This window comes from Vibrio harveyi (assembly GCF_030060435.1).
GTDB classification, from domain to species: domain Bacteria; phylum Pseudomonadota; class Gammaproteobacteria; order Enterobacterales; family Vibrionaceae; genus Vibrio; species Vibrio harveyi.
Map to the genome: position 1 here is coordinate 2,120,582 of NZ_CP125875.1, position 25,866 is coordinate 2,146,447.

General features: G+C 45.6%; 18 protein-coding genes and 1 pseudogene. 4 read left to right on the top strand and 15 right to left on the bottom strand.

Features of this window, described 5'->3' with window-relative positions:
* Positions 1-56: 56 nt before the first annotated feature.
* The 7 genes and pseudogenes from ppiD to QMY49_RS27280 all read right to left on the bottom strand — a co-directional run bounded on the left by ppiD (position 57) and on the right by QMY49_RS27280 (position 8,954).
* Positions 57-1,916, bottom strand: a complete 1,860-nt coding sequence (gene ppiD, locus QMY49_RS10100) for a peptidylprolyl isomerase (protein ID WP_049536102.1) — start codon at positions 1,914-1,916, stop codon at positions 57-59.
* Between the two features lie 215 nt (positions 1,917-2,131).
* A complete protein-coding gene (locus QMY49_RS10105) occupies positions 2,132-2,404 on the bottom strand; it encodes an HU family DNA-binding protein (RefSeq protein ID WP_005430934.1) in 273 nt (90 codons plus the stop codon).
* A 191-nt stretch (positions 2,405-2,595) separates the two neighbouring features.
* Positions 2,596-4,947, bottom strand: coding sequence for an endopeptidase La (gene lon / locus QMY49_RS10110; RefSeq protein ID WP_005446574.1), 2,352 nt, complete (start codon positions 4,945-4,947; stop codon positions 2,596-2,598).
* A gap of 130 nt (positions 4,948-5,077) precedes the next feature.
* Positions 5,078-6,358, bottom strand: coding sequence for an ATP-dependent protease ATP-binding subunit ClpX (clpX, locus tag QMY49_RS10115; protein WP_005430932.1), 1,281 nt, complete (start codon positions 6,356-6,358; stop codon positions 5,078-5,080).
* A 71-nt stretch (positions 6,359-6,429) separates the two neighbouring features.
* A complete protein-coding gene (gene clpP, locus QMY49_RS10120; RefSeq protein ID WP_005430931.1) occupies positions 6,430-7,056 on the bottom strand; it encodes an ATP-dependent Clp endopeptidase proteolytic subunit ClpP in 627 nt (208 codons plus the stop codon).
* Between the two features lie 105 nt (positions 7,057-7,161).
* Positions 7,162-8,466: a trigger factor gene (gene tig / locus QMY49_RS10125; RefSeq protein ID WP_009698344.1), complete on the bottom strand. Its 1,305-nt coding sequence runs from the start codon at positions 8,464-8,466 to the stop codon at positions 7,162-7,164.
* Positions 8,467-8,768: 302 nt separating this feature from the next.
* Positions 8,769-8,954, bottom strand: a pseudogene (locus QMY49_RS27280) (hypothetical protein).
* Between the two features lie 39 nt (positions 8,955-8,993).
* Here QMY49_RS27280 and QMY49_RS10130 point away from each other — a divergent pair.
* From QMY49_RS10130 to QMY49_RS10140, 3 genes are all read left to right on the top strand, one after another.
* Positions 8,994-10,787, top strand: a complete 1,794-nt coding sequence (locus QMY49_RS10130) for a sensor histidine kinase (RefSeq protein WP_283311312.1) — start codon at positions 8,994-8,996, stop codon at positions 10,785-10,787.
* Positions 10,788-10,802: 15 nt separating this feature from the next.
* Positions 10,803-12,140, top strand: coding sequence for a sigma-54-dependent transcriptional regulator (locus QMY49_RS10135; protein ID WP_009698346.1), 1,338 nt, complete (start codon positions 10,803-10,805; stop codon positions 12,138-12,140).
* 78 nt (positions 12,141-12,218) lie between these two features.
* On the top strand, positions 12,219-12,401 hold the full coding sequence (locus QMY49_RS10140; RefSeq protein WP_026000132.1) for a hypothetical protein: 183 nt from the start codon (positions 12,219-12,221) through the stop codon (positions 12,399-12,401).
* 57 nt (positions 12,402-12,458) lie between these two features.
* Here the strand turns inward: QMY49_RS10140 and QMY49_RS10145 are convergent, their stop codons facing one another.
* From QMY49_RS10145 to QMY49_RS10180, 8 genes are all read right to left on the bottom strand, one after another.
* Positions 12,459-13,820 carry a TRAP transporter large permease gene (locus tag QMY49_RS10145; protein ID WP_005446567.1) on the bottom strand — a complete coding sequence of 454 codons (1,362 nt, stop codon included), beginning with the start codon at positions 13,818-13,820 and terminating at the stop codon, positions 12,459-12,461.
* Between the two features lie 3 nt (positions 13,821-13,823).
* The gene (locus QMY49_RS10150) at positions 13,824-14,495 is read right to left on the bottom strand and encodes a TRAP transporter small permease (protein WP_005446565.1); all 672 of its coding nucleotides are present in this window, start codon (positions 14,493-14,495) and stop codon (positions 13,824-13,826) included.
* A gap of 120 nt (positions 14,496-14,615) precedes the next feature.
* Entirely contained in the window at positions 14,616-15,611 is a 996-nt protein-coding gene (locus QMY49_RS10155) for a TRAP transporter substrate-binding protein (protein WP_009699389.1), read from the bottom strand.
* A gap of 214 nt (positions 15,612-15,825) precedes the next feature.
* The gene (locus QMY49_RS10160; RefSeq protein ID WP_188015328.1) at positions 15,826-17,295 is read right to left on the bottom strand and encodes a protein adenylyltransferase SelO; all 1,470 of its coding nucleotides are present in this window, start codon (positions 17,293-17,295) and stop codon (positions 15,826-15,828) included.
* 216 nt (positions 17,296-17,511) lie between these two features.
* Positions 17,512-20,505, bottom strand: coding sequence for a M6 family metalloprotease domain-containing protein (locus tag QMY49_RS10165; protein ID WP_283311317.1), 2,994 nt, complete (start codon positions 20,503-20,505; stop codon positions 17,512-17,514).
* Positions 20,506-20,736: 231 nt separating this feature from the next.
* On the bottom strand, positions 20,737-22,104 hold the full coding sequence (locus QMY49_RS10170; protein WP_283311318.1) for a TrkH family potassium uptake protein: 1,368 nt from the start codon (positions 22,102-22,104) through the stop codon (positions 20,737-20,739).
* The gene (locus tag QMY49_RS10175; RefSeq protein ID WP_005446558.1) at positions 22,101-22,763 is read right to left on the bottom strand and encodes a potassium channel family protein; all 663 of its coding nucleotides are present in this window, start codon (positions 22,761-22,763) and stop codon (positions 22,101-22,103) included. Before QMY49_RS10175 ends, QMY49_RS10170 begins: the two co-directional genes overlap by 4 nt.
* 338 nt (positions 22,764-23,101) lie before the next feature.
* Positions 23,102-24,337, bottom strand: coding sequence for a DEAD/DEAH box helicase (locus QMY49_RS10180; RefSeq protein ID WP_283311320.1), 1,236 nt, complete (start codon positions 24,335-24,337; stop codon positions 23,102-23,104).
* Positions 24,338-24,534: 197 nt separating this feature from the next.
* Here QMY49_RS10180 and QMY49_RS10185 point away from each other — a divergent pair, with 197 nt between their 5' ends.
* A complete protein-coding gene (locus tag QMY49_RS10185) occupies positions 24,535-25,857 on the top strand; it encodes a hemolysin family protein (RefSeq protein WP_283311321.1) in 1,323 nt (440 codons plus the stop codon).
* Positions 25,858-25,866: the final 9 nt, after the last annotated feature.

Consider the following 25,866-nt stretch of genomic DNA (forward strand, 5'->3'; position numbering starts at 1 on the left):
AAACGGGCCGCGAATGCGACCCGTTTTAGTTAACATGCAAATTACATCAGTAATGCTTAGTTGCTCACAACAAAGTACTCAATGTCAGTGTTTGCGCGTAGTACAGAGATTACCGAAGTAAGATCTTGTTGAGCAGAAGCACGTTGCATTTGCATCGCAACTTGCTCTTCCAATGCGCTGTCTAGTTCAGCATGAACAGCATCAAGCTCAACAACAACAATGTTGCCTTCTAGATCTTTAGATTGACCAAACACTGGTTTGCCATCAACAGGTTTCGCCATTGCAAATACTGTTGCTGCTAGTGGAGAGCGACGATCAACAGACTCTTGCTCACCAAACGCCAAACCATTTTCAGCAAGAATAGCCGTGTTGCCTTCTTTCAGAGCAGCAACAACTTTCGTACCGAGTTCGATCGCACCTTGCTCGCCTTTAACACGAGACAGTTCTGCAACCACTTGATCTTTCACTTCAGCTAGTGGAAGAACTGTTTCGTCACGAGCATCTTCGACACGAACAACAATGATGTGCTCAGGCGCCACTTCGATTGCTTCAGAGTTCAGACCATCTTCTTTCACTTCTGGGCTCATAATTGCCTGCATCACAGCTTGGTTCTTAAGAACTTCTGGCGCATCAACTTGAGAAATGAAGTCTGTCGTCTTCACTTTTTGACCAACCGCTTTAGAAGCGTCATCTAGCGAATCTGGGTATTCAAACGCTACTTTTTCAAGTTCGTTTTGTAGTTCATAGAACTGATCTACCGCTTTCTGGTCTACCATTTCTTGTTTAATTTCAGCTGCAACTTCAGAGAATGGTTTCGCCACTGCACCTTTTAGCTCTTCAAGCTTAATGATGTGGTAACCGAAATCTGACTTCACTAGACCAGTCATATCACCTGGGTTCTTAAGTGCAAATGCCGCTTCTTCAAAAGATGGGTCCATTACATCACGTTCGATCCAGCCTAGGTCACCGCCATTTTCAGCGCTACCAAAGTCTTCCGATTTTTCTTTTGCTAGTGTAGCAAAATCAGCACCTGCGTTTAGCTCTTCAAGAATTGCTTGCGCTTTCGCTTCATCATCACCTTCAACTAGGATGTGTGCTACGCGACGTTGCTCTTCTGTTGAGTACTTATCTAGGTGCTCGTCGTAGTATTTCTTAACTTCTGCGTCAGAAACTTGGATTTGCTTCTTAAGCTCTTCAGCAGAAAGCTCGATGTAAGCAACTTTAACTTGCTCAGGACGAGTGAAGTTATCTGGGTTTGCTTTGTAGTACTCTTGAATTTCTTCATCAGTAAGATCTACTTTCTTAGCAAACTCAGCCAAATCGATAGTGATTGTGCGAACGTCACGAGTTTGAGTGAACAGCTTGCCTTCTGCCTGAACTTCGCCAGGTAGCGTGAATTCACTTGTTTGCAGTGCGTTCAGCAGTTGCTCACGAACCAATTCACGGCGCATGTACTCTGCGAATGAGTCTGGAGAGAAGCCTGCGCGACGCAGAGACGCTTGGTAGATCTCTTGGTCGAATTTACCGTTAGATTGGAACTGAGGCATGTCTAGAATCATGCTGCGAACTTGTGCATCGCTAATGCGTAGACCTAGAGCTTCAGCTTGTTGGTCAAGTAGCACATCGTTGATCATGCGGTCTAGAACAGATTTGCGGAACGATTCAACGTATGCAGGGTCAGCCAGCATTTGAGAGAAGTAATCACCCAATTGAGCTTGCATGCGGTTACGCTCATTTTGGTATGCCATCTCAAACTCACCACGAGCAATCTCGGTGTTCCCTACTTTCGCTGCCGCGTTGTTGTTACCGCCAACAATGTAGCTACCTACACCAGCAAAAACGAAAGAAAGGATGATAAGTCCAAGGATAATTTTGACCGCGATGCTGTTCACGCCTTCGCGTAGTCGATCCATCATAATTTAACTGCTCTCCACAATTGAAGCCGACTGCTTCTAATAGAAAATGTAATGTCGCGATAATATCAGAAAAAGAAATGCGCATCAGTAGGATGCGCATAATTTAAGAAAGTTCGGCTCTTAGTTTGTAAATTTTTGTTCAAATCTGACTGTTTGGACAAAAGTTATGCAATGGCCGTTAGCTGAACCAGCTCTTGTGTCTTCGACACAAAAAATTAGTTACAAGCGTCTTTTAGAGCTTTACCAGCTTTGAAAGAAGGTACTTTAGCTTCTGCGATTTGGATTTCTTCACCAGTTTTTGGGTTACGACCTGTGCGTGCTGCACGAGTACGTACGCTGAATGTACCGAAGCCAACAAGAGCAACTTGGTCACCAGACTGAAGCGTACCACTAACTGCTTCGATGAATGCGTCTAGAGCGCGACCAGCTGATGCTTTAGAGATGTCTGCGTTTTCTGCGATTTGTTCTACTAGTTGAGTTTTATTCACTGTGATTTCCCCTTTGTGTCATCTGTGATTATTTTTGTGATGACTTTCGTTCCATAATTAAAAAAATATGCTTCAACCCTTATCCTTCAAGGGCTGGAAGCTATCGAACTTAACTTAGCGTCCAAAAAAAACGCTGACAAGCCTTTTTAAGCCTATCAGCGTAAAGTTTTACTTATTTTTGCTACACATCACTATTTTTGAGACTGAAACTCAACGCCCGTCGGGTCTCGCTCAAGTGCAACTTTAAGAACTTCGTCGATCCACTGTACCGGGATAACCTTCAGATCCGCGATAACATTTTCTGGAATCTCTTCCAAATCACGCTCATTGTCTTTCGGAATCAGTACCGTTTTGATGCCGCCACGGTGTGCCGCAAGTAACTTCTCTTTTAGACCGCCGATAGGTAGAACTTCACCACGTAGAGTGATTTCACCCGTCATACCCACTTCTGCTTTCACAGGGTTACCTGTCAAGCTAGAAACTAGCGCAGTACACATTGCGATACCCGCACTTGGACCGTCTTTTGGTGTCGCACCCTCTGGTACGTGTACGTGAATATCACGTTTCTCGTAGAAGTCTGAGTTAATACCCAACTTCTCAGCACGTGAACGTACAACCGTCATCGCCGCTTGGATAGACTCTTTCATTACGTCGCCAAGAGAACCTGTCTGCGTCAACTTACCTTTACCTGGCATCGCTTCCGTTTCGATAGTCAGTAGATCGCCGCCCACTTGAGTCCAAGCGAGACCAGTTACTTGACCAATACGGTTGCTGTCATCTGCCTTACCAAAGTCATGACGTTGAACACCTAGGTATTCTTTCAGGTTATCCATCGTAACTGTCACTGACTTCAAGCTTGAATCAAGCAGGATGTTCTTCACTGCTTTACGACAGATCTTAGAAATTTCACGCTCTAGGCTACGTACACCCGCTTCACGCGTGTAGTAACGAATGATACCGATGATTGCAGAATCTTCGATGGTAATCTCGTTTGGTTTCAGACCATTACGCTTAACTTGCTTATCAACAAGGTGGCGTTTTGCAATGTTTAGTTTCTCGTCTTCTGTGTAGCCAGAAAGACGAATCACTTCCATACGATCCAATAGCGGTCCAGGAATGTCCATCGAGTTCGATGTAGCAACGAACATAACGTCAGAAAGATCGTAATCTACCTCTAGGTAGTGATCGTTAAACGCATTGTTTTGCTCTGGGTCTAGAACTTCTAATAGTGCTGATGATGGGTCACCACGCATATCTGAAGACATTTTGTCGATTTCATCCAGAAGGAACAGCGGGTTTTTCACACCAACTTTCGACATTTTCTGAATTAGCTTACCCGGCAGAGAGCCGATGTAAGTACGACGGTGACCACGGATTTCCGCTTCATCACGTACACCACCCAATGCCATACGCGTGTATTTACGACCCGTTGCCGCTGCAATTGAGCGACCTAGAGACGTTTTACCAACACCAGGAGGACCTACAAGACAAAGGATTGGACCTTTCAGCTTGTTGATACGGTTCTGCACCGCTAAGTACTCAAGAATACGCTCTTTCACACGCTCTAGACCGTAATGGTCTTCGTTTAGAATCTCTTCTGCTTTCGCCAAGTTCTTCTTCACTTTAGAACGCTTGTTCCAAGGCACGCTTACCATCCAATCGATGTAGCTGCGAACAACTGTCGCTTCTGCCGACATTGGAGACATCATCTTAAGCTTTTGCAGCTCTTGTTCTGTCTTTTCACGTGCATCCTGAGGCATTTTCGATTCTTCAATCTTTTGCTTCAGCGTTTCAAACTCGTCAGGCGCATCTTCCATCTCACCAAGTTCTTTCTGAATCGCTTTCATTTGCTCATTCAGGTAGTACTCACGCTGAGACTTTTCCATCTGCTTCTTAACGCGACCGCGGATGCGCTTTTCTACTTGAAGAAGATCGATTTCTGATTCCATCTGACCCATTAGGAATTCTAGACGTTCAGTTACATCAATAATTTCAAGTACTTGTTGTTTGTCCACCAGCTTAAGAGGCATGTGCGCAGCAATGGTATCTGCTAGACGCGCAGCTTCATCAATACCGCTTAGAGAAGTCAGTACTTCTGGTGGGATTTTTTTGTTTAGTTTGATGAAGCCTTCAAATTGGTTAATCGCACTGCGAACAATCACTTCTTGCTCACGCTCATCCAACTCAGGTGTTACCACAAATTCCGCTTCAGCAAGGAAGAATTCGCTCTCTTTGAAATGGTTGATTTTAGCGCGCTGCTGACCTTCAACGAGCACTTTTACTGTGCCATCAGGTAGCTTAAGAAGTTGAAGAATGGTTGCAACTGTACCTACTTCGAATAGGTCTTCAACCGTCGGCTCGTCAGTGTCAGCTTGCTTTTGTGCCACAAGCAGAACTTGTTTGTTTGTTTCCATCGCTGTTTCTAGACAGCTAATCGATTTCTCACGACCAACAAACAATGGAATAACCATGTGTGGGTATACCACTACGTCACGTAGAGGTAATACCGGGATCTCGATACGCTCGGAACGTTCCAAGTTCATATAATTCTCTCTTCCGCTTTCACGTTTAACGTATTACTTAAGGCAGTATATGGGGGCTAATTATTTGGATTCAATAAAAGAAATAAAAAAAGGAGGTAATTACTTACCTCCTTTTTATTTATGGCTGAATTTATTCTGCTCCAGCAGCCTGATTATCGGCATTGCTGTAGATGAGCAATGGTTCTGATTCACCGTTAATTACTGATTCATCAATCACGACTTTACTTACGTCAGTCGCTGATGGCAGTTCATACATGGTTTCTAACAGAACGCTTTCTAAGATTGAACGTAGACCACGAGCACCCGTCTTACGCTCCATCGCTTTTTTAGCGATAGCACGCAACGCGTCTTCACGGAACTCAAGTTCTGCGTCTTCTAGTTCGAACAATGCTGCATATTGCTTGGTCAACGCATTCTTCGGTTCACATAGGATCTGAATTAGCGCTTCTTCATCAAGCTCTGTCAGTGTTGTTGTTACAGGCAGACGACCAATGAACTCAGGGATCAAACCGTACTTCACTAGATCCTCAGGTTCTACCTGAGTAAATAGTTCACCAACGGTTTTGGTTTCGTTCTTCGAGCGCACTTCTGCGCCAAAACCAATACCTGTGCCTGTTGCTACACGTTGTTCAATCACTTTATCTAGACCAGCAAATGCACCGCCACAGATGAACAGGATCTTAGACGTGTCCACTTGTAGGAATTCTTGCTGTGGATGCTTACGACCACCTTGTGGTGGAACCGATGCAACCGTGCCTTCGATAAGTTTTAGTAGCGCCTGCTGAACACCTTCACCAGATACGTCACGCGTAATTGATGGGTTTTCAGCTTTACGAGAAATCTTGTCAATTTCGTCAATGTATACAATGCCGCGTTCAGCCTTCGCTACATCGTAATCACATTTTTGCAGAAGCTTCTGGATGATGTTTTCAACGTCTTCACCAACATAACCAGCTTCGGTTAGTGTGGTAGCGTCAGCCATTGTAAATGGCACATCCAGGAATCGAGCTAGTGTCTCAGCAAGCAGTGTTTTACCACTACCAGTAGGACCAATTAGAAGGATGTTACTTTTACCAAGTTCCACACCTTCGCTCGTTGTATCACCATTGCGTAAACGCTTGTAGTGGTTATATACCGCAACTGCGAGCACTTTTTTCGCGTAATCTTGTCCGATCACATAGTCATCAAGGTGTTCACGGATCTGTTTTGGCGTTGGTAACGCTTCAGATTCTTTCTTAGGGAGAACATCCTTGATTTCTTCGCGAATGATATCGTTACATAAGTCGACACACTCGTCGCAAATGTAAACTGACGGACCTGCGATTAGCTTGCGAACTTCGTGCTGACTTTTGCCACAGAAAGAGCAGTACAGCAATTTGCCGCTGCCGCTTTCTTTGCTTTTATCTGTCATTCGCTAACCTCTTAGCCTTTACTCTTTATGAATGAGTGTATATCAAATTTAGCCAAAATGCGCTGGCTAAATTACTCGCCGCGATGGCTCAACACTGCATCCACAATACCGTATTCTACTGCCTGATCTGCCGACATGAAGTTGTCACGATCAGTATCGCGCTCAATCACTTCAAGAGGCTGGCCAGTATGTTCTGCTAATAGGTTGTTTAGCTTCTGCTTGATAGTCAGGATTTCCTGAGCATGAATTTGGATATCAGAAGCTTGACCTTGGAAGCCACCTAGTGGTTGGTGGATCATCACACGTGAATTAGGCAGAACGTAACGCTTACCTGGCGCACCACCTGCAAGCAGGAACGCACCCATAGAGCAAGCTTGACCCATACATACTGTGCTTACATTTGGTTTGATGAACTGCATTGTGTCGTAGATAGACATACCTGCAGTCACGCTGCCGCCTGGCGAGTTGATGTATAGGAAAATATCTTTATCTGGATTTTCAGATTCTAGGAAAAGTAGCTGAGCCACGACAAGGTTTGCCATGTGGTCTTCCACTTGACCAGTTAAAAAGATCACGCGCTCTTTAAGCAAGCGTGAGTAAATGTCGTAAGAGCGTTCGCCGCGGGAAGTTTGTTCAACCACCATTGGCACTAGCGCGTCAATAATTGGCGACATTGCGTTTTTTTCTTGGTAGCTCATATTCTTATGTCCCTAAAATAAATGGCCCGGATGATGTGTATCATACGGACCATTGTTAGCAGAATAGTCGACGTTAAGTCAACCTTCTACGCAAGATATTGCTTATTAAGCAGCAGGTTGTTGGTTAAGTAGCTCGTTGAAGCTTACTTCTTTCTCAGTAACCTGTGCTTTAGCGATGATCGCGTCGATAGCTTGCTCTTCTAGAGCAACGTTACGCATGTTGTTCATCATTTGCTCGTTTTGCTCGTAGTAAGCAATAACTTCTGATGGATCTTCGTAAGCAGTTGCCATTTCTTCGATTAGCGCTTTCACTTTCTCGTCGTCAGCTTTTAGCTCTTCAGACTTGATTACTTCGCCTAGTAGAAGACCTACAACTACGCGACGTTTAGCTTGCTCTTCGAATAGTTCACGTGGAAGCTGTGCAGCTGCTTCTGGGTTACCACCGAAGCGTTGTGCAGCTTGTTGACGTAGAACTTGGATTTCTTGGTCGATAAGTGCAGCTGGTACGTCGATTTCGTTTTGCTCAACTAGACCGTCGATAGCTTGCTCTTTGATGCGGTTCTTAACAGCTTGCTTAAGTTCGCGCTCCATGTTCTTACGAACTTCAGCTTTAAGTGCTTCAACGCCACCTTCAGCAACACCGAACTTAGAAACGAACTCGTCGTTTAGTTCTGGTAGTTCACGAGCTTCAACTTTGTTCACTTTGATTGCGAACTTAGCTGCTTTACCTTTTAGGTTTTCAGCGTGGTAATCTTCTGGGAAGTTTACGTCGATTTCGAATTCCATACCTTTAGTTTTACCTTCGATACCGTCTTCGAAACCTGGGATCATGCGACCTGCGCCCATTTCTAGTGGGAAGTTCTCAGCTTTACCGCCTTCGAACTCTTCACCGTCGATAGAGCCAACGAAATCGATGCTTACACGCTTACCAGCTTCTGCAGCTTCTTCAACTTCTGCCCAAGTAGCTTGTTGCTTACGTAGAGTTTCGATCATCTCTTCTACGTCTGCATCTTTAACTTCTGTTGTTGGTTTTTCAACAGTGATGCTGTCTAGACCTTTAAGCTCAACTTCTGGGTAAACTTCGAAAGTTGCAGTGAAAACTAGGTCTGCGCCTTCGTTGTTTTCAACTGGAGCGAAAGTTGGAGCGCCAGCTGGGTTGATTTTCTCTTTTACGATCGCTTCGATGAAGTGGCGTTGCATAACTTCACCAAGAACGTCTTGACGTACTGCTTTGCCGTACATCTTAGCAACCATTTTTAGAGGCACTTTACCCTTACGGAAACCATCGAAACGACGGTTTTTAGCGATGTTGCGTAGTTCAGCTGTTACAGCGTCTTCGATGTTTGCAGCTGGAACAGTAATGTTTAGACGGCGCTCTAGGCCTTCTAGCGTTTCAACAGTAACTTGCATTATTTATAAACCTCTAAAGTGGCTCGGTTTGTCCGAGCGTATGAGCGAGACTCTCCGGAGTTCACGCTTCATCCTTGTGTAGTGTCCTGTCCGAACACCTAATTTAAAATCGAGTATCGATGCTGAAAATCAACATCGGACTAATCAGTGATATCTTCGGTGTTATCACCAAAGGTATCTCCTATTAGCCTCAGGACAGAATTTTTAGACGCGACATTCTAGCGATCTGTCGCTACCCTGTCGAGCCAATAGCCACTATGTGGACATTGTCTGCGCTAAATTCTCGAATACTGACCCCAAAATTAGCGAAAAATGCGATTTGAACACCGCTTCATCGCTGTCAGCATATCTAGAATGGGGACAATAGCGACTTTTTCAAGAGAATCGACAGCTTTTTTTATTGAAAAGCCTAAAAAGAGATCTTGCTCTTGTTTTACTCCACAGAGTTGGAAACTAAATCCCTATTCATCTCTACAAACTATTAACATTTTCTTACGTGACAAAAGGAAGGTGTCAAGGAGCGTGGGATGTCGCAGAGAAACCGTATTATACTGATTTTTTTCGCCTTCTATTTCCTCTGCGCGTTCATCGGTGGTCACTGGGTTTGGAGCCATAGCTACCAGTCATTACTCGACAAGCATCAATCACAGTTGGAGCGCTTTTCTAGCCATATTCAAAATAAGTTAGATAAATATGCCCACATCCCACACCTGCTTTCTAAGGATGAACCTTTGGTCGAAGCGCTGCTTAACCCAGAAAACAGCGCACAACTTGAAATCACCAATCGATACTTAGAATCGGTCAATGGCGTCATTGAAGCGGCTGACACCTATTTAATAGATAAATGGGGAACAACGATCGCTGCAAGCAACTGGCGTAAAGAACGTTCTTTCGTCGGACGCAACTTCGCCTTTCGTCCCTATTTTAAACAAGCGATTACAGGGCAACGCAGCCAATATTACGCGCTGGGTTCAACATCGGGTAAGCGTGGTTATTACTACTCTTACCCTATTGTCTATGCTGGGGGGGTGATCGGCGTCGTCGTGGTTAAAATGGATCTGAGTAAGATAGAGGACAACTGGCAACAACCCAACAGCGTTTTCGTAGCCAGTGACCCGAACGGTATTGTATTTATGAGCAGTCGCAATGACTGGTTGTTCAAAAGCCTGCAGCCTCTCGAAGAGCCAACTGCAGCAGAGGTGTGGGCAAGCAGGCAATATTTGAACACCACAATCGACTCACTTGGATTCGTCGGTGACATGAGCTTAGCGCATACCGAAGCGAAGCAAGGCTACCCCTATAACAAAGGGACACTAGTGGTTTCATCCTTACCTTTAGAAAACCTCAAACTCACTATCCGAGTGCTTTCTCCTAAGCAATCTGTCATCTGGTTCACTATGGGCTATTTGCTTGTTCTCACGCTTGTTTTTACTGTGCTCTTTCTCGTTGGGCAGCTCATTTATCATCGCCAGCAGCGGCATCGACAAATCGAACGCATTCAGCAAGAAGCAAATCAGAAATTGGAATATCAGGTAATGGCTCGCACCGCTGAATTGCAAGCAGAGATAGCACAACGTATCGAGACAGAGCAAACCTTACGCGTTACCCAAGACGAGCTGGTGCAAGCCGCAAAACTTGCTGTGCTGGGACAAATGTCGGCAAGCATCAGTCATGAACTCAATAATCCCCTCGCCGCCATTCGCAGTTTTGCTGAAAACGGTAAGCTTTTCTTGCACAAAGAGAAATATGAACGGACGGAAGATAACTTAACGCGTATATCCGCCCTGACCGACAGAATGGCGAACATCAGTCAGCAGCTGCGCTCTTTTGCTAAGAAGACCTGTGGGAATGAGCTGGCACAAACTCACCTTCTGCCCGTTATCGCCTCCGCAAAAGAACTGATGAAGCCGGCATTCAAATCAGCCCGAGTGACATTAAGTACCAAACTCATAGAACAAGACGTAGAAGTGCAGATCAACACAATTCAACTCGAACAAGTGCTGGTGAACTTATTGACCAACGCAATAGAAGCGACCAAAGGGCAAGAAAACAAGCAAGTCCATTTGTCTATCGAAAAAGATATACAAGCCGAACTCGTATGGATTTATGTCGATGATAATGGCACGGGGCTCGGAGAGTTCACCTTTTCACAGCTATGCGAACCCTTTTTAACCACCAAGCAAAATGGCTTAGGTTTAGGGCTCTCGATATCGCAACAAATTTTAGCTGGTATGAATGGCAAATTAAGCGCCCAGAATCGAGAGCAAGGCGGAGCTCGATTCTCCATTTGCTTACCTCTTATTTCATCACACACCACATAACAAAAGGATTGAACTATGTGTCAGGTGTTTTTTATTGATGACGAAGCCGATCTCAGACTGGCGATCGAACAAACCTTTGAACTGGCAGACATAGAAGCCAAGTTTTTTCCGGATGCAGAGTCGGCTTTGATCGCGATGCAACAAGGAGAAGGCTCGGGCGTGGTCGTCACCGACATCTGTTTGCCGGGCATTTCTGGTATGGATTTACTGACCACATTAACCCAGCGCGACCCAAACTTACCCGTCATCATGATCACAGGACACGGCGACATTTCAATGGCAGTTCAAGCTCTTCATCAAGGAGCCTATGACTTTATTGAAAAACCATTTGCACCTGAGCATCTGGTAGAAACCGTCAAACGCGCAATTGAGAAACGCAAACTGACGAATGAAAATGAGAAACTGCGTCAATCCCTGAAAGCCAGTCAAACCTTGGGACCACGTATTATTGGAGAAACCGAAAGTATCCAACTGCTACGTGAAACCATCACTCACATTGCTGACACCGATGCGGATATATTGCTGTTTGGAGAAACGGGGACAGGTAAAGAACTGATAGCTCGCTCTCTGCACGAACAAAGCTCTCGTCGGAACCAAAACTTTGTCGCGGTAAACTGTGGGGCAGTACCTGAGAACCTCATCGAAAGCGAGCTTTATGGTCACGAAAAAGGGGCGTTTACCGGAGCAGAAAGTCGTCGCATCGGTAAGTTTGAATTTGCACAGGGTGGCACGTTATTTTTGGATGAAATCGAATCTATGCCAGTTCAAGCACAAATCCGTTTACTGCGCGTTTTGCAAGAAAGAGTGATTGAGCGGGTTGGTTCCAATGAGTTATTGCCATTGGATATTCGAGTGATTGCAGCAACAAAGGTGGACTTAAAGCAAGCCTCTGAACAAGGCACATTTCGCCAAGACCTCTATTATCGCCTCAATGTGGTAACACTGGATTTACCGCCGATGCGCGAGCGTAAGGAAGATATTCCCGCACTATTCCACCACTTTTTACTGGTTGCCGCATCACGCTATGGGAAAACCTCCCCTAGCCTCTCCTCACAAGATTTGGCTCAGTTAATGGCACATGATTGGCCGGGTAATGTGCGTGAGTTACGTAACGCGGCAGAACGATTTGTTTTACTTGGGAAACTGATACAGCTAGGCGACGCTTCGTGCACATCTACATCCCCATCGAGCCTTTCTGAACAAGTGGCAGAGTTTGAAAAAGCAGCCATAGAGAGTGCTCTACTGGAGAACAGCGGGAGTATCAAGCAAACGATGGAACAATTGAATGTGCCTCGAAAAACCCTGTACGACAAAATGCAACGCTATCAGATAGATAAAGATCTATATAAATAAAACGCCGTTTGCGGTTTGTTGTTATATCCAACTTGAATCATACTTTTTACTAACGAGAGTTTAATGGTTCATATGGATATGACAGAGAAAATCAGGATACCCGTTATCACAGATACCGTGATGGTCGACGGGCATTATCAGGAAGAAAGGCGATCCGGTGAAGATCGGCGCAAAAATAGAAAGAAGTGGCTTGGTTACGAGCGCAGAGTCAATCCCGACCCTCGTAGACCTTCCTACAAGTCAATAAACGAAGAGGTGTGAATCGTCACACCTCTTTTGTTTTAACTGTTTCGGCTCTTACCGTTCACTTGCTCGCCGCTACTTAGTAATGATTTCCGGTCCCATCAGCGTCGTTGGCAACCAAGTTGACACCCAAGGAACGTACGTCACGATAATGAGGAATAAGAACATCACCGCCACCCACGGTAGCGCCGCTTTAACCACATTCATCATCGACATTTTGGCGACCCCAGCAGTCACAAACAAGTTAAGTCCAACAGGTGGCGTAATCATGCCAATTTCCATGTTAACGACCATCATGATGCCAAGGTGAATCGGATCGATGCCCAGAGCGATCGCTATTGGGAACACTAGCGGTGCCACAATGATCAACAAGCCAGAAGGTTCCATAAACTGACCACCAATCAACAGCAGCACGTTCACGACAATCAAGAAAGTAATAGGACCTAGCCCCGCCGACAGCATAGATTCAGTGATCATTTGCGGTATGCGTTCTTCTGTCAGCACATGCTTAAGAATCAAAGCGTTGGCAATGATAAACAGTAACATGATGGTCAGCTTGCCTGCTTCATATAAGGTGTGTTTGGTGTCTTTATGAACGAAAGTCTGAAACACTTTAACTAAGGCTGGTTTACTATTTTGCTTATCAGCAAAGGGACCCATGTCTTTGTAAACGAAGTTGGCAATGAAGAAGGAATACACCGCCGCCACTGCCGCCGCTTCTGTTGGGGTAAAGATACCGCCGTAGATACCCCCCAAAATGATCACCACCAACAACAGACCCCAGCTCGCATCTTTGGCGGCATCAAAGGTTTCTTTCCAACCCACGAAAGGCTGTTTGGGTAAGTTCTTGATCCGTGCGGCAATGTAAATGGCGATCATCAACATCACTCCTGCAAGTAAGCCTGGAATCACACCACCAAGGAACATACGTCCAACCGACACATCAGTTGCAGCGGCGTACACCACCATCACAATCGAAGGAGGAATCAAAATACCCAGCGTACCCGCATTACAGATCACGCCTGCAGCAAACTCTTTGGAGTAACCGTTTTTGATCATACCAGCAATAACGATACTACCGATCGCAACCACCGTCGCAGGGGACGAGCCAGAAAGTGCAGCAAACATCATGCAAGCCACAACTGATGCCATCGCTAACCCACCGCGGAACCAACCTACAATGGCAATCGCGAAGCGGATAATGCGCTTGGCAACGCCACCCGTAGACATAAAGCTAGAGGCCAAAATAAAGAAAGGTATCGCTAACAAGGTGTAGTGGCCAGCAAACGCGTTAAATAAGGTTTGTGCTACCGATGCAAGAGAAGCATCTGAGTGCATCAATAAGAAAAGAATACTGGACAGACCCAGTGAGATAGCAATTGGCACACCAATCAACATGAAGCCAATGACCATCAAGAATAACAACAGAATATCCATGATTTATTGCTCCTTGCGATCTGATGACGAAGAGCCGTTTGGAATCGCATCAGCGGCTTCGCTCAGCTCTTCTTTAAGTGCTTCCAACTCTTCTTCTGCTTCATGACCTGCAATCAAACGGTCTAACTTACCCGTCGCGATCTGCCATGTGATTTGTACAAAACGAAAAGTCAGAAGTGCCATACCAAGAGGTAAAGCAAAGTAAGGAATAAAACGAGGAAGCTTCTCATAGCGTTCCCCTTCGTTGAGCCAGTCCGCTAGAAACTGAAACATCTCAGGCATAGGAATATCGTCGGTTTCATACCATGCACGCTCAGTGACAAACGGATACCAGTAATTCCAAGAGCCGATTAACAGTAGAATGGAAAATGCCAAACAACACACAGCAGCAAGCAGTGCGAGGATCTTACGTTTGCCTTCAGGGACCATGTTAATGATGACATCAACACCGATATGAAAGTGCTTCTTCACACCGTAGGAGGCACCGACCAAAACCATCCATGCGAACATGAATACCGTCAACTCAAGTGCCCAAAGGATGTTGTCGTTAAAGACATAGCGGAAAATAACATTGGCAAAAGTCAGCAACGTCATTGCACCAAGAAAGAACGCAATCAGCGTTTCTTCAATCGCATCGGTGACTCGTCCTGCCTTGGAAAAAAAAGTCTGTTCCATAATTACATCACGTCATTATTGGGATAAAAGGGTCCCCCTCCTCCATATTGGAGTACGCGAGGACCAATCGTAGTGCTTAGTGCTTTTTACTTATGAGCCCAAAGAGCTTGGGCTGTTTGATTATTGGTTGGAAGCAAGAGCGGCATCGATAAGATCTGAACCAATGTCTTTCTCGAATTTCTTCCACACAGGTTGCAGTGCCGTCACCCACTCTTGACGCTGCTCAGGCGTTAAAGTACGAACCACACCACCGGCTTCAATGATGTTGTTCTTATTAGCAAGGTTCACCTTGGTTGACTCGGCATTACGCTGAGCCGTCACTTCTTGAATAATGGTATTAAGCTGTTCGCGCTGATCGTCTGGTAACTTTTTCCAGAAATCGTTCGATGTCACAACTAAGTAATCTAGGATGCCGTGGTTAGTTTCAGTAATGCCATCTTGTACTTCGAAGAACTTCTTACCGTAAATGTTCGACCATGTGTTTTCCTGACCATCGATAACTTTGGTTTGAAGACCGCCATACACTTCTTTAAATGACATTTTTTGAGGGTTTGCACCAAGCTGTTCGAACTGAGCCACCAATACGTCGGAAGCTTGCACACGGAACTTCAAACCTTCCGCATCGCTAGGCAACATCAATGGCTTGTTGGCAGACATTTGCTTCATACCGTTATGCCAAAATGCCAGACCTTGCAAGCCACGACGCTTCATTGCATTTTTTAGCTTTTCACCGGATTCCGAGTTTTGGAAACGGTCGACAGCCGCCACATCCTCAAAAAGGAAAGGAAGGTCGAAGATGCGGTACTTCTTGGTGAATTTCTCAAACTTAGAAAGAGAAGGGGCAGCGAGTTGAACATCACCATTAAGCAGAGCTTCAAGCACCTTGTTGTCGTCGTAAAGCGTCGAGTTAGGGAAGACCTGCATGCAAACTTTGCCGTTCATCTCTTCATTTACACGCTTTTCCAGTAGCGAGGCAGCAATGCCTTTAGGGTGTTTATCTGTGTTCGTTACGTGACTGAACTTGATCACGGTTTCACCAGGGTCACAGTTTGCAGCAGCATTAAAGCTGGTGATGGCTAGAGCAGATACAGACAAAAGGGTTAGAGGCTTGAACATTATTATTCTCCTTGTTGAATCACATCCCATCCTTTCCATGAATACCAAACGGGCAGAGGGTGATGGGTACAGATGTTCAACAAGGAGCAAGTTGTAGACCAACTCAATTATAAATTTAAAATCAATGAGTTAAATTAAATCCAAAAGTTAGCCAGAGCAAAAAGGGGTTAAATCCACCCATGCTAATCTGCATGATGGGTGGAGAATGACACATTTAAGAAGAGCAGCTAATTTCCATCTTTTTCCCCCACTCTGGAGGCAGTTTGGCGTAGTCGTCCAACTCTGGCTGCTCGTCATAAGGACGCTTGAGCAATTCAGCCAGACGGCTTACTTCACTGAAGTCTCCTTCCTCTGCCTTATCAATGGCAAGTTGAGCTAGGTAGTTACGCAAGATGTATTTTGGATTCGCTCGACGCATCTTTTCACAGCGAGTTTCTGCTGATACGCACTCACCGCGCTCGTCCACTTCCAACTCACAGCGGGCAAGATATAAGTCTACCCATGCACTTGCAGCTTCTCGATCAATAAACAAATCAATCACAGCTTGGGACGAGTTAACGTCTAAGTTAGACAACTCACGGAAGAATCGCGTGTAGTCCGTTTTGTTTTGGTTCAACAGTTCAAACATGGCTTCGAACAAGCGTCCGTCTTCTTCTATTTTGGTCAAAAGACCGAGCTTGGCGCGCATCAATTCACTGAACTTCTGGCTAAGGCGCATTTCAAACTTTCCTAGTGCTGCCTCCAGATCTTCCCGCTGCACAAGCGCTGACAAAGAATGTGCTAAAGCCGAAAGGTTCCAAAGAGCGATACGTGGTTGCTGTTCAAAGGCATACCGCCCTTGGTAGTCCGAATGGTTGCAGATGTAATTAGGATCATAGTCGTCGAGGAAGCCAAACGGTCCATAATCAAAAGTTTGCCCAAGTATCGACATGTTGTCGGTATTCATCACACCGTGGGCAAAACCATAGGCTTGCCAGTACGCAATCATCACTGAGGTTTTCTCCACGATGGTCTCGAACATGGCAGCATATGGTTTCTCCACTTCTAAACAATCTGGGAAATACCACTCGATGACTTTATCAGCGAGGTACTTTTGCTCACTAAGTTGGTTGGTGTAGAAAAAATGCTCAAAGTGACCGAAGCGAATGTGCGTTTCAGCGATTCGAATCAGTAGCGCGCCATATTCCATCTTCTCACGGTAAACAGGCGTATCGCTGTCCATCATGCCAAGCGCTCTGGTCGTAGGAATGCCTAACCCGGCCATGGCTTCACTGCACAGATATTCGCGGATCGTAGAGCGCAATACTGCCCGACCATCCCCCATCCGTGAGTACGGCGTAAGCCCTGCTCCTTTGAGGTGAATATCAAACCAAGTGCCATTTTGGTGTTGCATCTCAGCCAGTAACAACCCGCGACCGTCACCTAAATCCGGGTTGTACACGCCAAATTGATGCCCTGCGTACTTCATTGCCAAAGGAGCAAATGATGCAAATTCGTTTTGCCCTGCAAACACATTCAACAACTCTTCATTCGCGCTTTCTGGTAAGCCAAATTGCTTCGCTAATTCTCCGTTCCAAACAACCCAACGTGTGTTATCTAAAGGCTGTGGCGTGACATAAGTGAAAAACGCAGATGGCAGGTCACTGAAGCGATGGGTGAAATTAACACCTTCCCAGATGGACATAGTAGTTCCTTAATAAAACGACTTCCTAAACGTGAGTATAAGCGCTGAACAGGTTTCTCTTCAGCCACGAATTATTCATGGGTATTTACGAAATACCGATAACGACAGACCAACATGAGATGACTTCACAACGCGTCACTGTACTACGGGACGAGACAACTAAAGAAATAAAAAAGCCACTCGGCTGAGTGGCTTTAATGAATGAACAAGAGACGCTTATTGCTCGCGACGACGCCAGCCAAACAGCCCTAATAACAATAGTGCCCAGTAAGACAAAGCACCACCGCCACTATCCGAATTGTCAAAACTTAAGCTGCTTACCGAAGCCACCACTGACACATTCACTGAGCCAGTCGCCAAGCCACCATTCCCATCCGACACGGTGTATTCCAGTTGAACATTCGTCACTTGATCTTGAGGTGCTTGGTATTGGATCTTTCCATCCACCACACTTGCCGTTCCCACGCCGGATGGATTACTCACGCTCTGCAACACTAAGCGATCTTCATTGAAATCTGAATCATTGGCGAGCACGTTGATCATAATGCTCTTTCCAGACTCAACACTGGCGCTATCTTGATTAGTAACCGGCGGCGTGTTCTCAACATCAACACTAACCGTCGCGGTTGCAGACAAACCGCTAGGGTCCGTGACCCTCACTTGGAAGGTAAGCGTCTCGCCCGCCTTCGTTCCTTGCGCCACAGTAAACTTCGCGTTCACACTATTCGCATCTGAAATAATGGCTTTAGTACCCGTCGTTTGCTGCCATCTATAGTTAAGTGCATCACCATCAGGGTCAGAGCTTGAAGAAGCTGACAAGCTGCCTTGCCCGTTCGCTGTCATGCTACTGGAATCAACTTCGGCATTGGCTGTTGGCGCTTCATTTTGACCATTCACACGCACTTGCACCGCCACTGGCAGCGATTTCAGTGCGCCATCTGAAGAAACAAGACGATATTGGAAACTGTCATTACCCACGAAGTTTTCTTTAGGTGTGTATTGGGTGCCGCTCAATGTGCCATGCGTAGGTTGTTGAGTGTATTCCACATTGAATTGATAGCCAGGGGCAATAAAGTCATTCGACATAAGCGCAAGCGTTACAGGCACGTTTTTGTCCGTCGTCACCGTGTCCGTTTTAGCCTCTACGATATTGCTTGAATCAATATCAAACAGCGCGCCAAAAGGAATGTAAGAGAAGTTTTGACGCATTAAACCTGAAGAGTAAATACGTTCACGATCTCCTGCCCAAATCGTTGGCACTGTTTCTTGTTCCGTCGCTAAGGTGCTTCTAAAGTTATAGTTAGATTCAAAACGCCCGTTCTCAATTTCAACCACAAGCAAATGCTTACCTGCCGTTATGCGACTTGGTTGTTCAAACAGAATACGAGTGCTGCTACGAAGTGAGCCTGCCTGCAGAAGCTGCGCCTCATTTTGATCGAACTGCAAACTGAACGATTCAAATCCAGGATGTGGGAAACGCCATACCTTGTAGTTCATCACCCCAGCATTGTCATTAGGTGTCACATAAAGTTGCAAGCCATCCAATTCTGAAGCCACTTTAAGATCCAAAGAGACAGCCAAAGCGTCATCAGAGCTTGGGTAAACATATCCTCGATGGAACGAGTTTTGCCACGCCGACTTGTTTGGTTCACTTGGCATGGTTAGTGAAAACGTTGCCGAGTTTGATTCACTTGAGATATTTGAGATACGAACACCCGTGTTAAAGCCTGCTATGCCGGTCAAACTAGGGTTGGAATCGTCAGAAATGCTCGTGCCACCATTTGGATAAAGATCTCGATCGTCGCTAGGAAAACCGGCTTCCAATTGTTTGCGTCCGTCAGCTTGCATGATCTGCACCTGCATATCACCGACATCGTTGAATCGATTTAAGATATTCACCGACGTTGCCAACACCCCTTCTGATACCAATGCTCGGTCGTACCCTTCAAACCGTCTATTCTCAAGGTAGATACGAGGACCGAACTCTTTAAGATATGGATCAAGATAAACGAGCTTCACTTGCCCATTTTCAACCGAAGCAGATTCATCGCTGGATTGCGCAATGTCCGGCAGTACAAAGCCCGCAGCATGCTTACTCCAAGCACTCATGTTGACCGGTGTATCTCCAGCATAACGGTCGCCTTCTTTCTTCGCCCAAGAACCACCCCCCATCACGCCCCACTGGCCAATAGATGCATCGCTGTTGTAAGAGTACAAATCCGGTAACCCAAGCATCAGGTGACCAAGTTCATGGACGATCACCCCCAATGTGGATTGATGCGTCTGCTGAAAGTCAGCAAACACACAGTAGTCTCTGATGGTAGTTCCGTCGATTGACACCGCATCATGTGAGTATTTGTGCGGCCATATAGAAGGACGATCTAGCTGGTTTGCCGCCAAGTCCCCACCAGCAAAAACAAACATAACCGAGAGCTCTGTTGGTTCGACACGACCGCTGCTGTCGGTGTCGTATTGAGCTAAGTTGATGTATTGGTCTAGCTTTTGGTACGCCTCAGAAAAAACCGCCTTAAGCTTGGTATTACAAGCATCACCGCTGGTTTTGGTGCTACAGTTAGGATGGTTTTGGTTCACCGTGACACTAATAACGCCATCATCCGCAGTGCCATAGCTTTCCTTCGCTGGTACGACGCGATACTTCCCATGTGAGTTCTTGTCATAATAATCCACCACGCTTTGACGATTTTCGCCAAACACCAACTGTTGAAAATCGTTAACCATAGTCTGGTTATTAAACGACACCTCAACCACCAGCAAAGGCTGTTGAACCACACTCGATGAACTCATTGCTCGGTATCCTTGCTGAGCTTGGCGCATCAAGTTTGCACGAGCTTGGGGTTCTAGTGTTCTCAAAGAAGAAAGAGAAGGTTTTAATAGTACATCAGGGCGGTTTTTCGATACTTGTGGAGCGATTGCAGATTGTGTTTTTTCTACTCCAGTCGAGACAAGTAGCGGCTGATCCGCTTCTCGCTTGATCTCAGCAAAAAACCAAGTATCACCGTCTTTGATTAATGCATTTCCTTGCTTATCTTCATGCCAGTAGAAACTAGCGGTACCGCGAACCAGAATTTCACTGACCGTCCCATCACTGAGAGTCACGGGTTGCCAAATAGGAGATGGGGGTGTGGTTGCCATGCTGTGACCAGAAATCAGCGCGGTCAACATGGTGAGTGCGAGAGTCTTTAACTTCAAACTACGGCTCCATGAGTTCGATGTGTAAGCCATGCATCTCATATGCAAATGATTACAACAAGTTATATATAGTGGAGCTATGAAATAGTACAGAAATCGAGAAGGAATGAAATGCTGTGACAGGAGTAGATCGAAATTATTTGCATTCGCTCACTAATTTTATAAAAAACGCGAGAGCCGAATAATCAAAACTCTCGCGTAAGCTATTAATATTAAAAGATTAAAATGCAATTAACCTGTTAAAACGTTATCTTCTGGGTATTTAATTAATGTCGGTTCTGGTCGCGCCAGCATGTAGGCTAGTGTCAATGGACCAATACGACCGATGATCATCACAACGATCATGATGTACTTACCTGGTTCCGACAGTTCTGCTGTCAATCCAGCCGTCAAACCTACCGTCGCAAAGGCAGAAATGGTTTCAAACATTACCTTATCAAACGCGGCTTTCTCAGTAATCATCAACAAAAACATCGCAGTGGTGAGGATAGCGCCACTTACCACGATAATCGCTAATGACTTGGTTACGGTTTGCCAATTCACCGTGCGTTTAAAGATCACAACATGCTTTTTCTGGCGCAAGAACGCCCATGTCGCCATAAATGCCACTGCAAAAGTCGACACTTTAATACCCCCACCTGTAGAGGTTGAGCCCGCACCAATCAACATCAGTACGATCATCACTAACAAAGCAGGTTGGGTAAACTGAGCCAAATCTACGCTGTTAAACCCAGCGGTACGTGCACTTGCCGATTGGAAGAAAGCCGCTAACCATTGCCCCGTAACAGGCAAAGACGCCATGGTATTTGGGTTATGTCTTTCCAGTAGCCAAAACAAAATAGTACCGACACCAAGCAATGCAGGTGTCGCGATCAACATGATTTTGGTGTGCAGATGCAAAAAGTGAAAGCCTTTACGCCAATGCAGCCATAAATCACCGATCACGGTGAAGCCCAAGCCACCGAAGATAAACAAACCCGCTAGGGTGAAAATCACCACCGGGTCGTTAACAAAGCTCATCATACTATCGGAGAACAACGCAAATCCTGCGTTATTGAATGCTGAAATAGAATGAAACAGCGCATAAAACATGCCTGTTTGCCAGCCCATTTCTGGCACCCAGCGGAAAGAGAGGAAGATAAATCCAATGGTCTCAGCAATCAGAGCAAAGACAACGATTTTCTTGACCAATTTACGTAAGTTGACTTGGCGATCTTGCCCTAATGCATCTTTCGCAAGTGCTTGTTGACGCAAACTCAAACGAACACCAAACATATACAGCAGCACCGCAGACAGCGTCATCTGCCCTAGCCCACCAATTTGCATTAAGAACATCAATAGCACTTTACCCGCCAAGGTAAAGTGCTGCCCGGTATCTACGACACCAAGCCCCGTTACACTGATAGCCGAAGTCGCGGTGAACAAAGCGTCAGTGATAGAAAGCCCGGTTACAGAAAAAACCGGCAAGGTCAGCAAAACAGCAGAAGGCAATAACACACCGAGAAAGCTCAGCAATATAATGCGCGGTTCGCCACCTTTCGCTTTATCTCGTTTGCCATCTGGGGCGTAAAACACGCCTCTCTGATGAAATTGCTTCATAGTGATTTCAACTTGCTCGCAAGTTTGTCTTGGGGTCCCACAACAATGATGAGATCGCCGATCTCCAGCGTTGAATTGAGATCCGGTGCTTTGGTGATTTCTGGACCGCGTTTAAAGCCAAGCACTTGTACACCTTCCACCTTACATAAGGCTAAATCACCAAGTGTTTTGCCCATCCAACGAGAGCCAATCACAAACTCTGTCATGGCTAAGCCACTGCCTAGTGGATGAAACTCCAACACACGTTTGTCCAGCATCTTACGCGCCACACGAATACCCATATCACGCTCTGGCATGATGACGTGGTCTGCACCGATTTTTTGTAGAACACGTGCTTGGAAGCGATCATTCGCTTTTACCCAAACCGATTTCACACCCGCTTCTTTTGCGATAAGTGTTGCGAGGATGCTGGCATTGACGTCTGCACCGATAGCAATCATGACCATGTCATAATCATCAAGCTTGAGTTCTGCGACTGTCTCTTCATGAGTACAGTTCGCTACGATGGCTTGGCTAACAAATCCCGCCGCTTCTTTCACTCGGTCTTCGTTAATGTCTACCGCCAAAACTTGTGAACCTGAATCCTGCAGTTCTTTACAAACGGCCAAGCCGAAACGACCTAGACCAATTACAGCAAATTGCTTATCACCAGTTTTCATTCGTGCCTCATTTATGCGTTGAATAGCAGGCGCGAAAGTCTGCGCCTATTCCTCACCATCTGCAAACATGACGACAAAAAATTGACAAAACCCTAACTCAAACCTTCGCGCAAGATCTAACCAAAGCGTAAGACACATTGAACGAGTTTTCCTAATTATTAGCAATTAAATCAAAAGAATAACTACATGCTTCACACTTCATCTGTGCATGGTTTTCGCTATCAAATAAAGAAAGAAAACTGAGACCACGTTGAACAAAAAGCCAGAGAGAAAAGAAAAAAGTAAAAAATAAGCCGCATCGAGGTGCGGCTTATCATGTAGAAAAGAGCTATCAAACGTTATTTAGCGTTACGTTTATCACCATTTTCACGACGTGGACGCTGATCTTGCGGTTTACGCTTGTTCTTCGGTACGTAGTTCAGAATCGAAATTGGCACAGGTTTTCTAGGTGCAAATCCTTCAATTTCTACACGCTCTAGCAAATGACCAAGGCGGCTTTCGATCATGCACAGGTTTTTGAAATCGTCTTTCGATACCAGTGAAATCGCCTCGCCCTCTGCACCAGCACGACCAGTACGACCAATGCGGTGTACATATTCATCTGCTGGGTAAGGTAGATCGTAGTTAATCACGACAGGCAAGTTATCAATATCGATACCACGTGCCGCCACACCCGTTGCCACTAAGTATTGGATTTCACCGGCTTTGAACTTCTCAATCAGTTCTTGGCGAACACGTTGGTTACGACCACTGTGGAAAGCTTCAGCCACAATGCCACGCTTCTCTAATTGAGTAACCAGTTTCGCTGCGCCATGTTTTGTCTCGATGAACACCAACACTTGCGACCAGTCGTTCTTATTCAACATGTGGCTCAGTAGTGAGGATTTCATGTCTTTATCAACGGTGGTGATCCATTGCTTAATGTTTGACTTAGATGCGCTGTGTTTTGCAATGGTGATTTCTTCAGGGTCAACAATTGCATTCTTTGCCAAATCACGAACTGGGTTAGATAAGGTCGCGGAGAACAGCAAGCTTTGAATATCTTCCGGCATGCAATCGATGATCTTATCAATCGAATCAATAAAGCCCATATCCAACATTTTGTCAGCTTCATCTAGGACCAGCATTTCCACTTCATCAAAGTGAATAGCACGCTGACCGTAAAGATCAATCAAACGACCTGGAGTACTTACGACAATGTCTACGCCTTCAATCAACGCTTGTTTTTGCGGTGCGTAATCCACACCACCGAACATCGCCATAGAACGCAATGGTAGATTTTTGCCATACGCTTCAATGCTCTGATGAACCTGAAGAGCCAATTCGCGCGTTGGCGTTAGGATGATCGCACGTGCACGCTTTTTACGTTGCGTTTCGCCGTGGCTCAGTTTTTCTAAGATTGGTAATACAAAGCTGGCAGTTTTACCTGTACCCGTTTGTGCTGCGGCAATTAGGTTGCTACCACGCAGAACAATAGGAATGGCTTTTTGTTGGATAGAAGTCGGTTTTTCGTAACCCAGCGCCTTCACAGCATCTGTGATAGAAGCACTTAAACCAAGCTTAGAAAATGGCATACAAACGTCTCAACGAAGAAATGGGCGCGTAGTGTATCAGAATCCGAACTAAGTAACAGAATCTATCTGTCTCCAGCAGAGGCTTACTGAAATCTACTCGTGGCGACAAAGAAATTCTATCCTTTTAATCAGTCATTCAATTGTTACAGCGTGATGATTTATTCGCCACTTCACGTTTCTTGTATTTGAACCTCGTTATGCTGCTAGGGTGTGCATCACTGGAAAACTTCATGGACATTTTATTACTGGTTGGATTAATCGCGCTCAATGGTGTGTTCGCCATGTCTGAGATTGCATTAGTGACTGCCAAAAGCGGTCGACTGAAAAAGTCAGCCGAACACAGCCCTTCCGCTCGTCTTGCTTTAGAGCTTAAGAATAACCCCACTCAATTTCTCTCTACTATACAAATCGGCATCACCGTCATTGGCATCCTCAGCGGTATTTTTGGTGAAGCAACCCTCTCAGTTCCATTCGGGCATTGGCTCGTCGCACAAGGTTTAGAACGTGAGATAGCAAATATCCTTGCAACGGCAATCGTGGTGGTCATGATCACTTACTTCGCCATCGTGATTGGTGAGCTCGTGCCAAAGCGTTTTGCACAAAACAATGCCGAACGCATCGCTGTCATCGTTGCCTACCCAATCCACTGGCTAGCAAAACTGACCACGCCATTTGTCATACTACTGACCGTTTCGACCGACACACTGCTTAAGCTTCTACGCCAAAACAACGCAGGCGTAATCGTCACAGAAGAGGACATCTTTGCTGTTGTTAGCGAAGGTTCTGAATGTGGTGCTATTGAGCCTCAAGAACAATTGATGATCCGTAACTTGCTCCACCTTAATGACCGACTAGCACTTTCACTCATGACACCGAGATGCGATATCCATTATCTCGATTTAGATTTACCTCTCGATGCGATTTTGAGGAATCTACGTCAAACTCAGCATTCTGTTTGGCCCGTCTGCAAAGGAGGGTTAGATAACATTATCGGCACCGTTTCCTCTAAGGCGTTATTAGATGAATACGATGAGCTATCCATTTCTCGCTTAGCCAAGCTGTTGAAACGGTCGCGCTTCGTACCCGAATCAATGAAAGGTCTACCACTGCTCAATTACATGCAAAAAACCAGTACCGAGATGATGTTTATCGTCGACGAATATGGCGATGTGCAAGGACTAGTAACTCACTACGATCTGCTTAAATCCATCGCTGGTGAATTGGGCATGGCACCACAGCAACTCTGGGCAAAGAAACAGAAAGATGGCAGTTGGATCATGGATGCGCTGATCCCACTTAACGAGTTGAAGTACAAACTAACGTTGAACCATATTGAAGGCGAAGAAATAGAAGGATTCCAAACATTGAATGGTTTTCTGACGTGGTTAATTGGGCGCGTGCCGACTCAAGGAGAAACCGTCGAATATCAACAATGGCAATTTGAGATACTACACGTGAAGAATAATCGCATTGTCCAAGTCAAAGTCACCGAGTCGCTCTGTGAAATGAAAAGCGTTTAAAGCGGAATA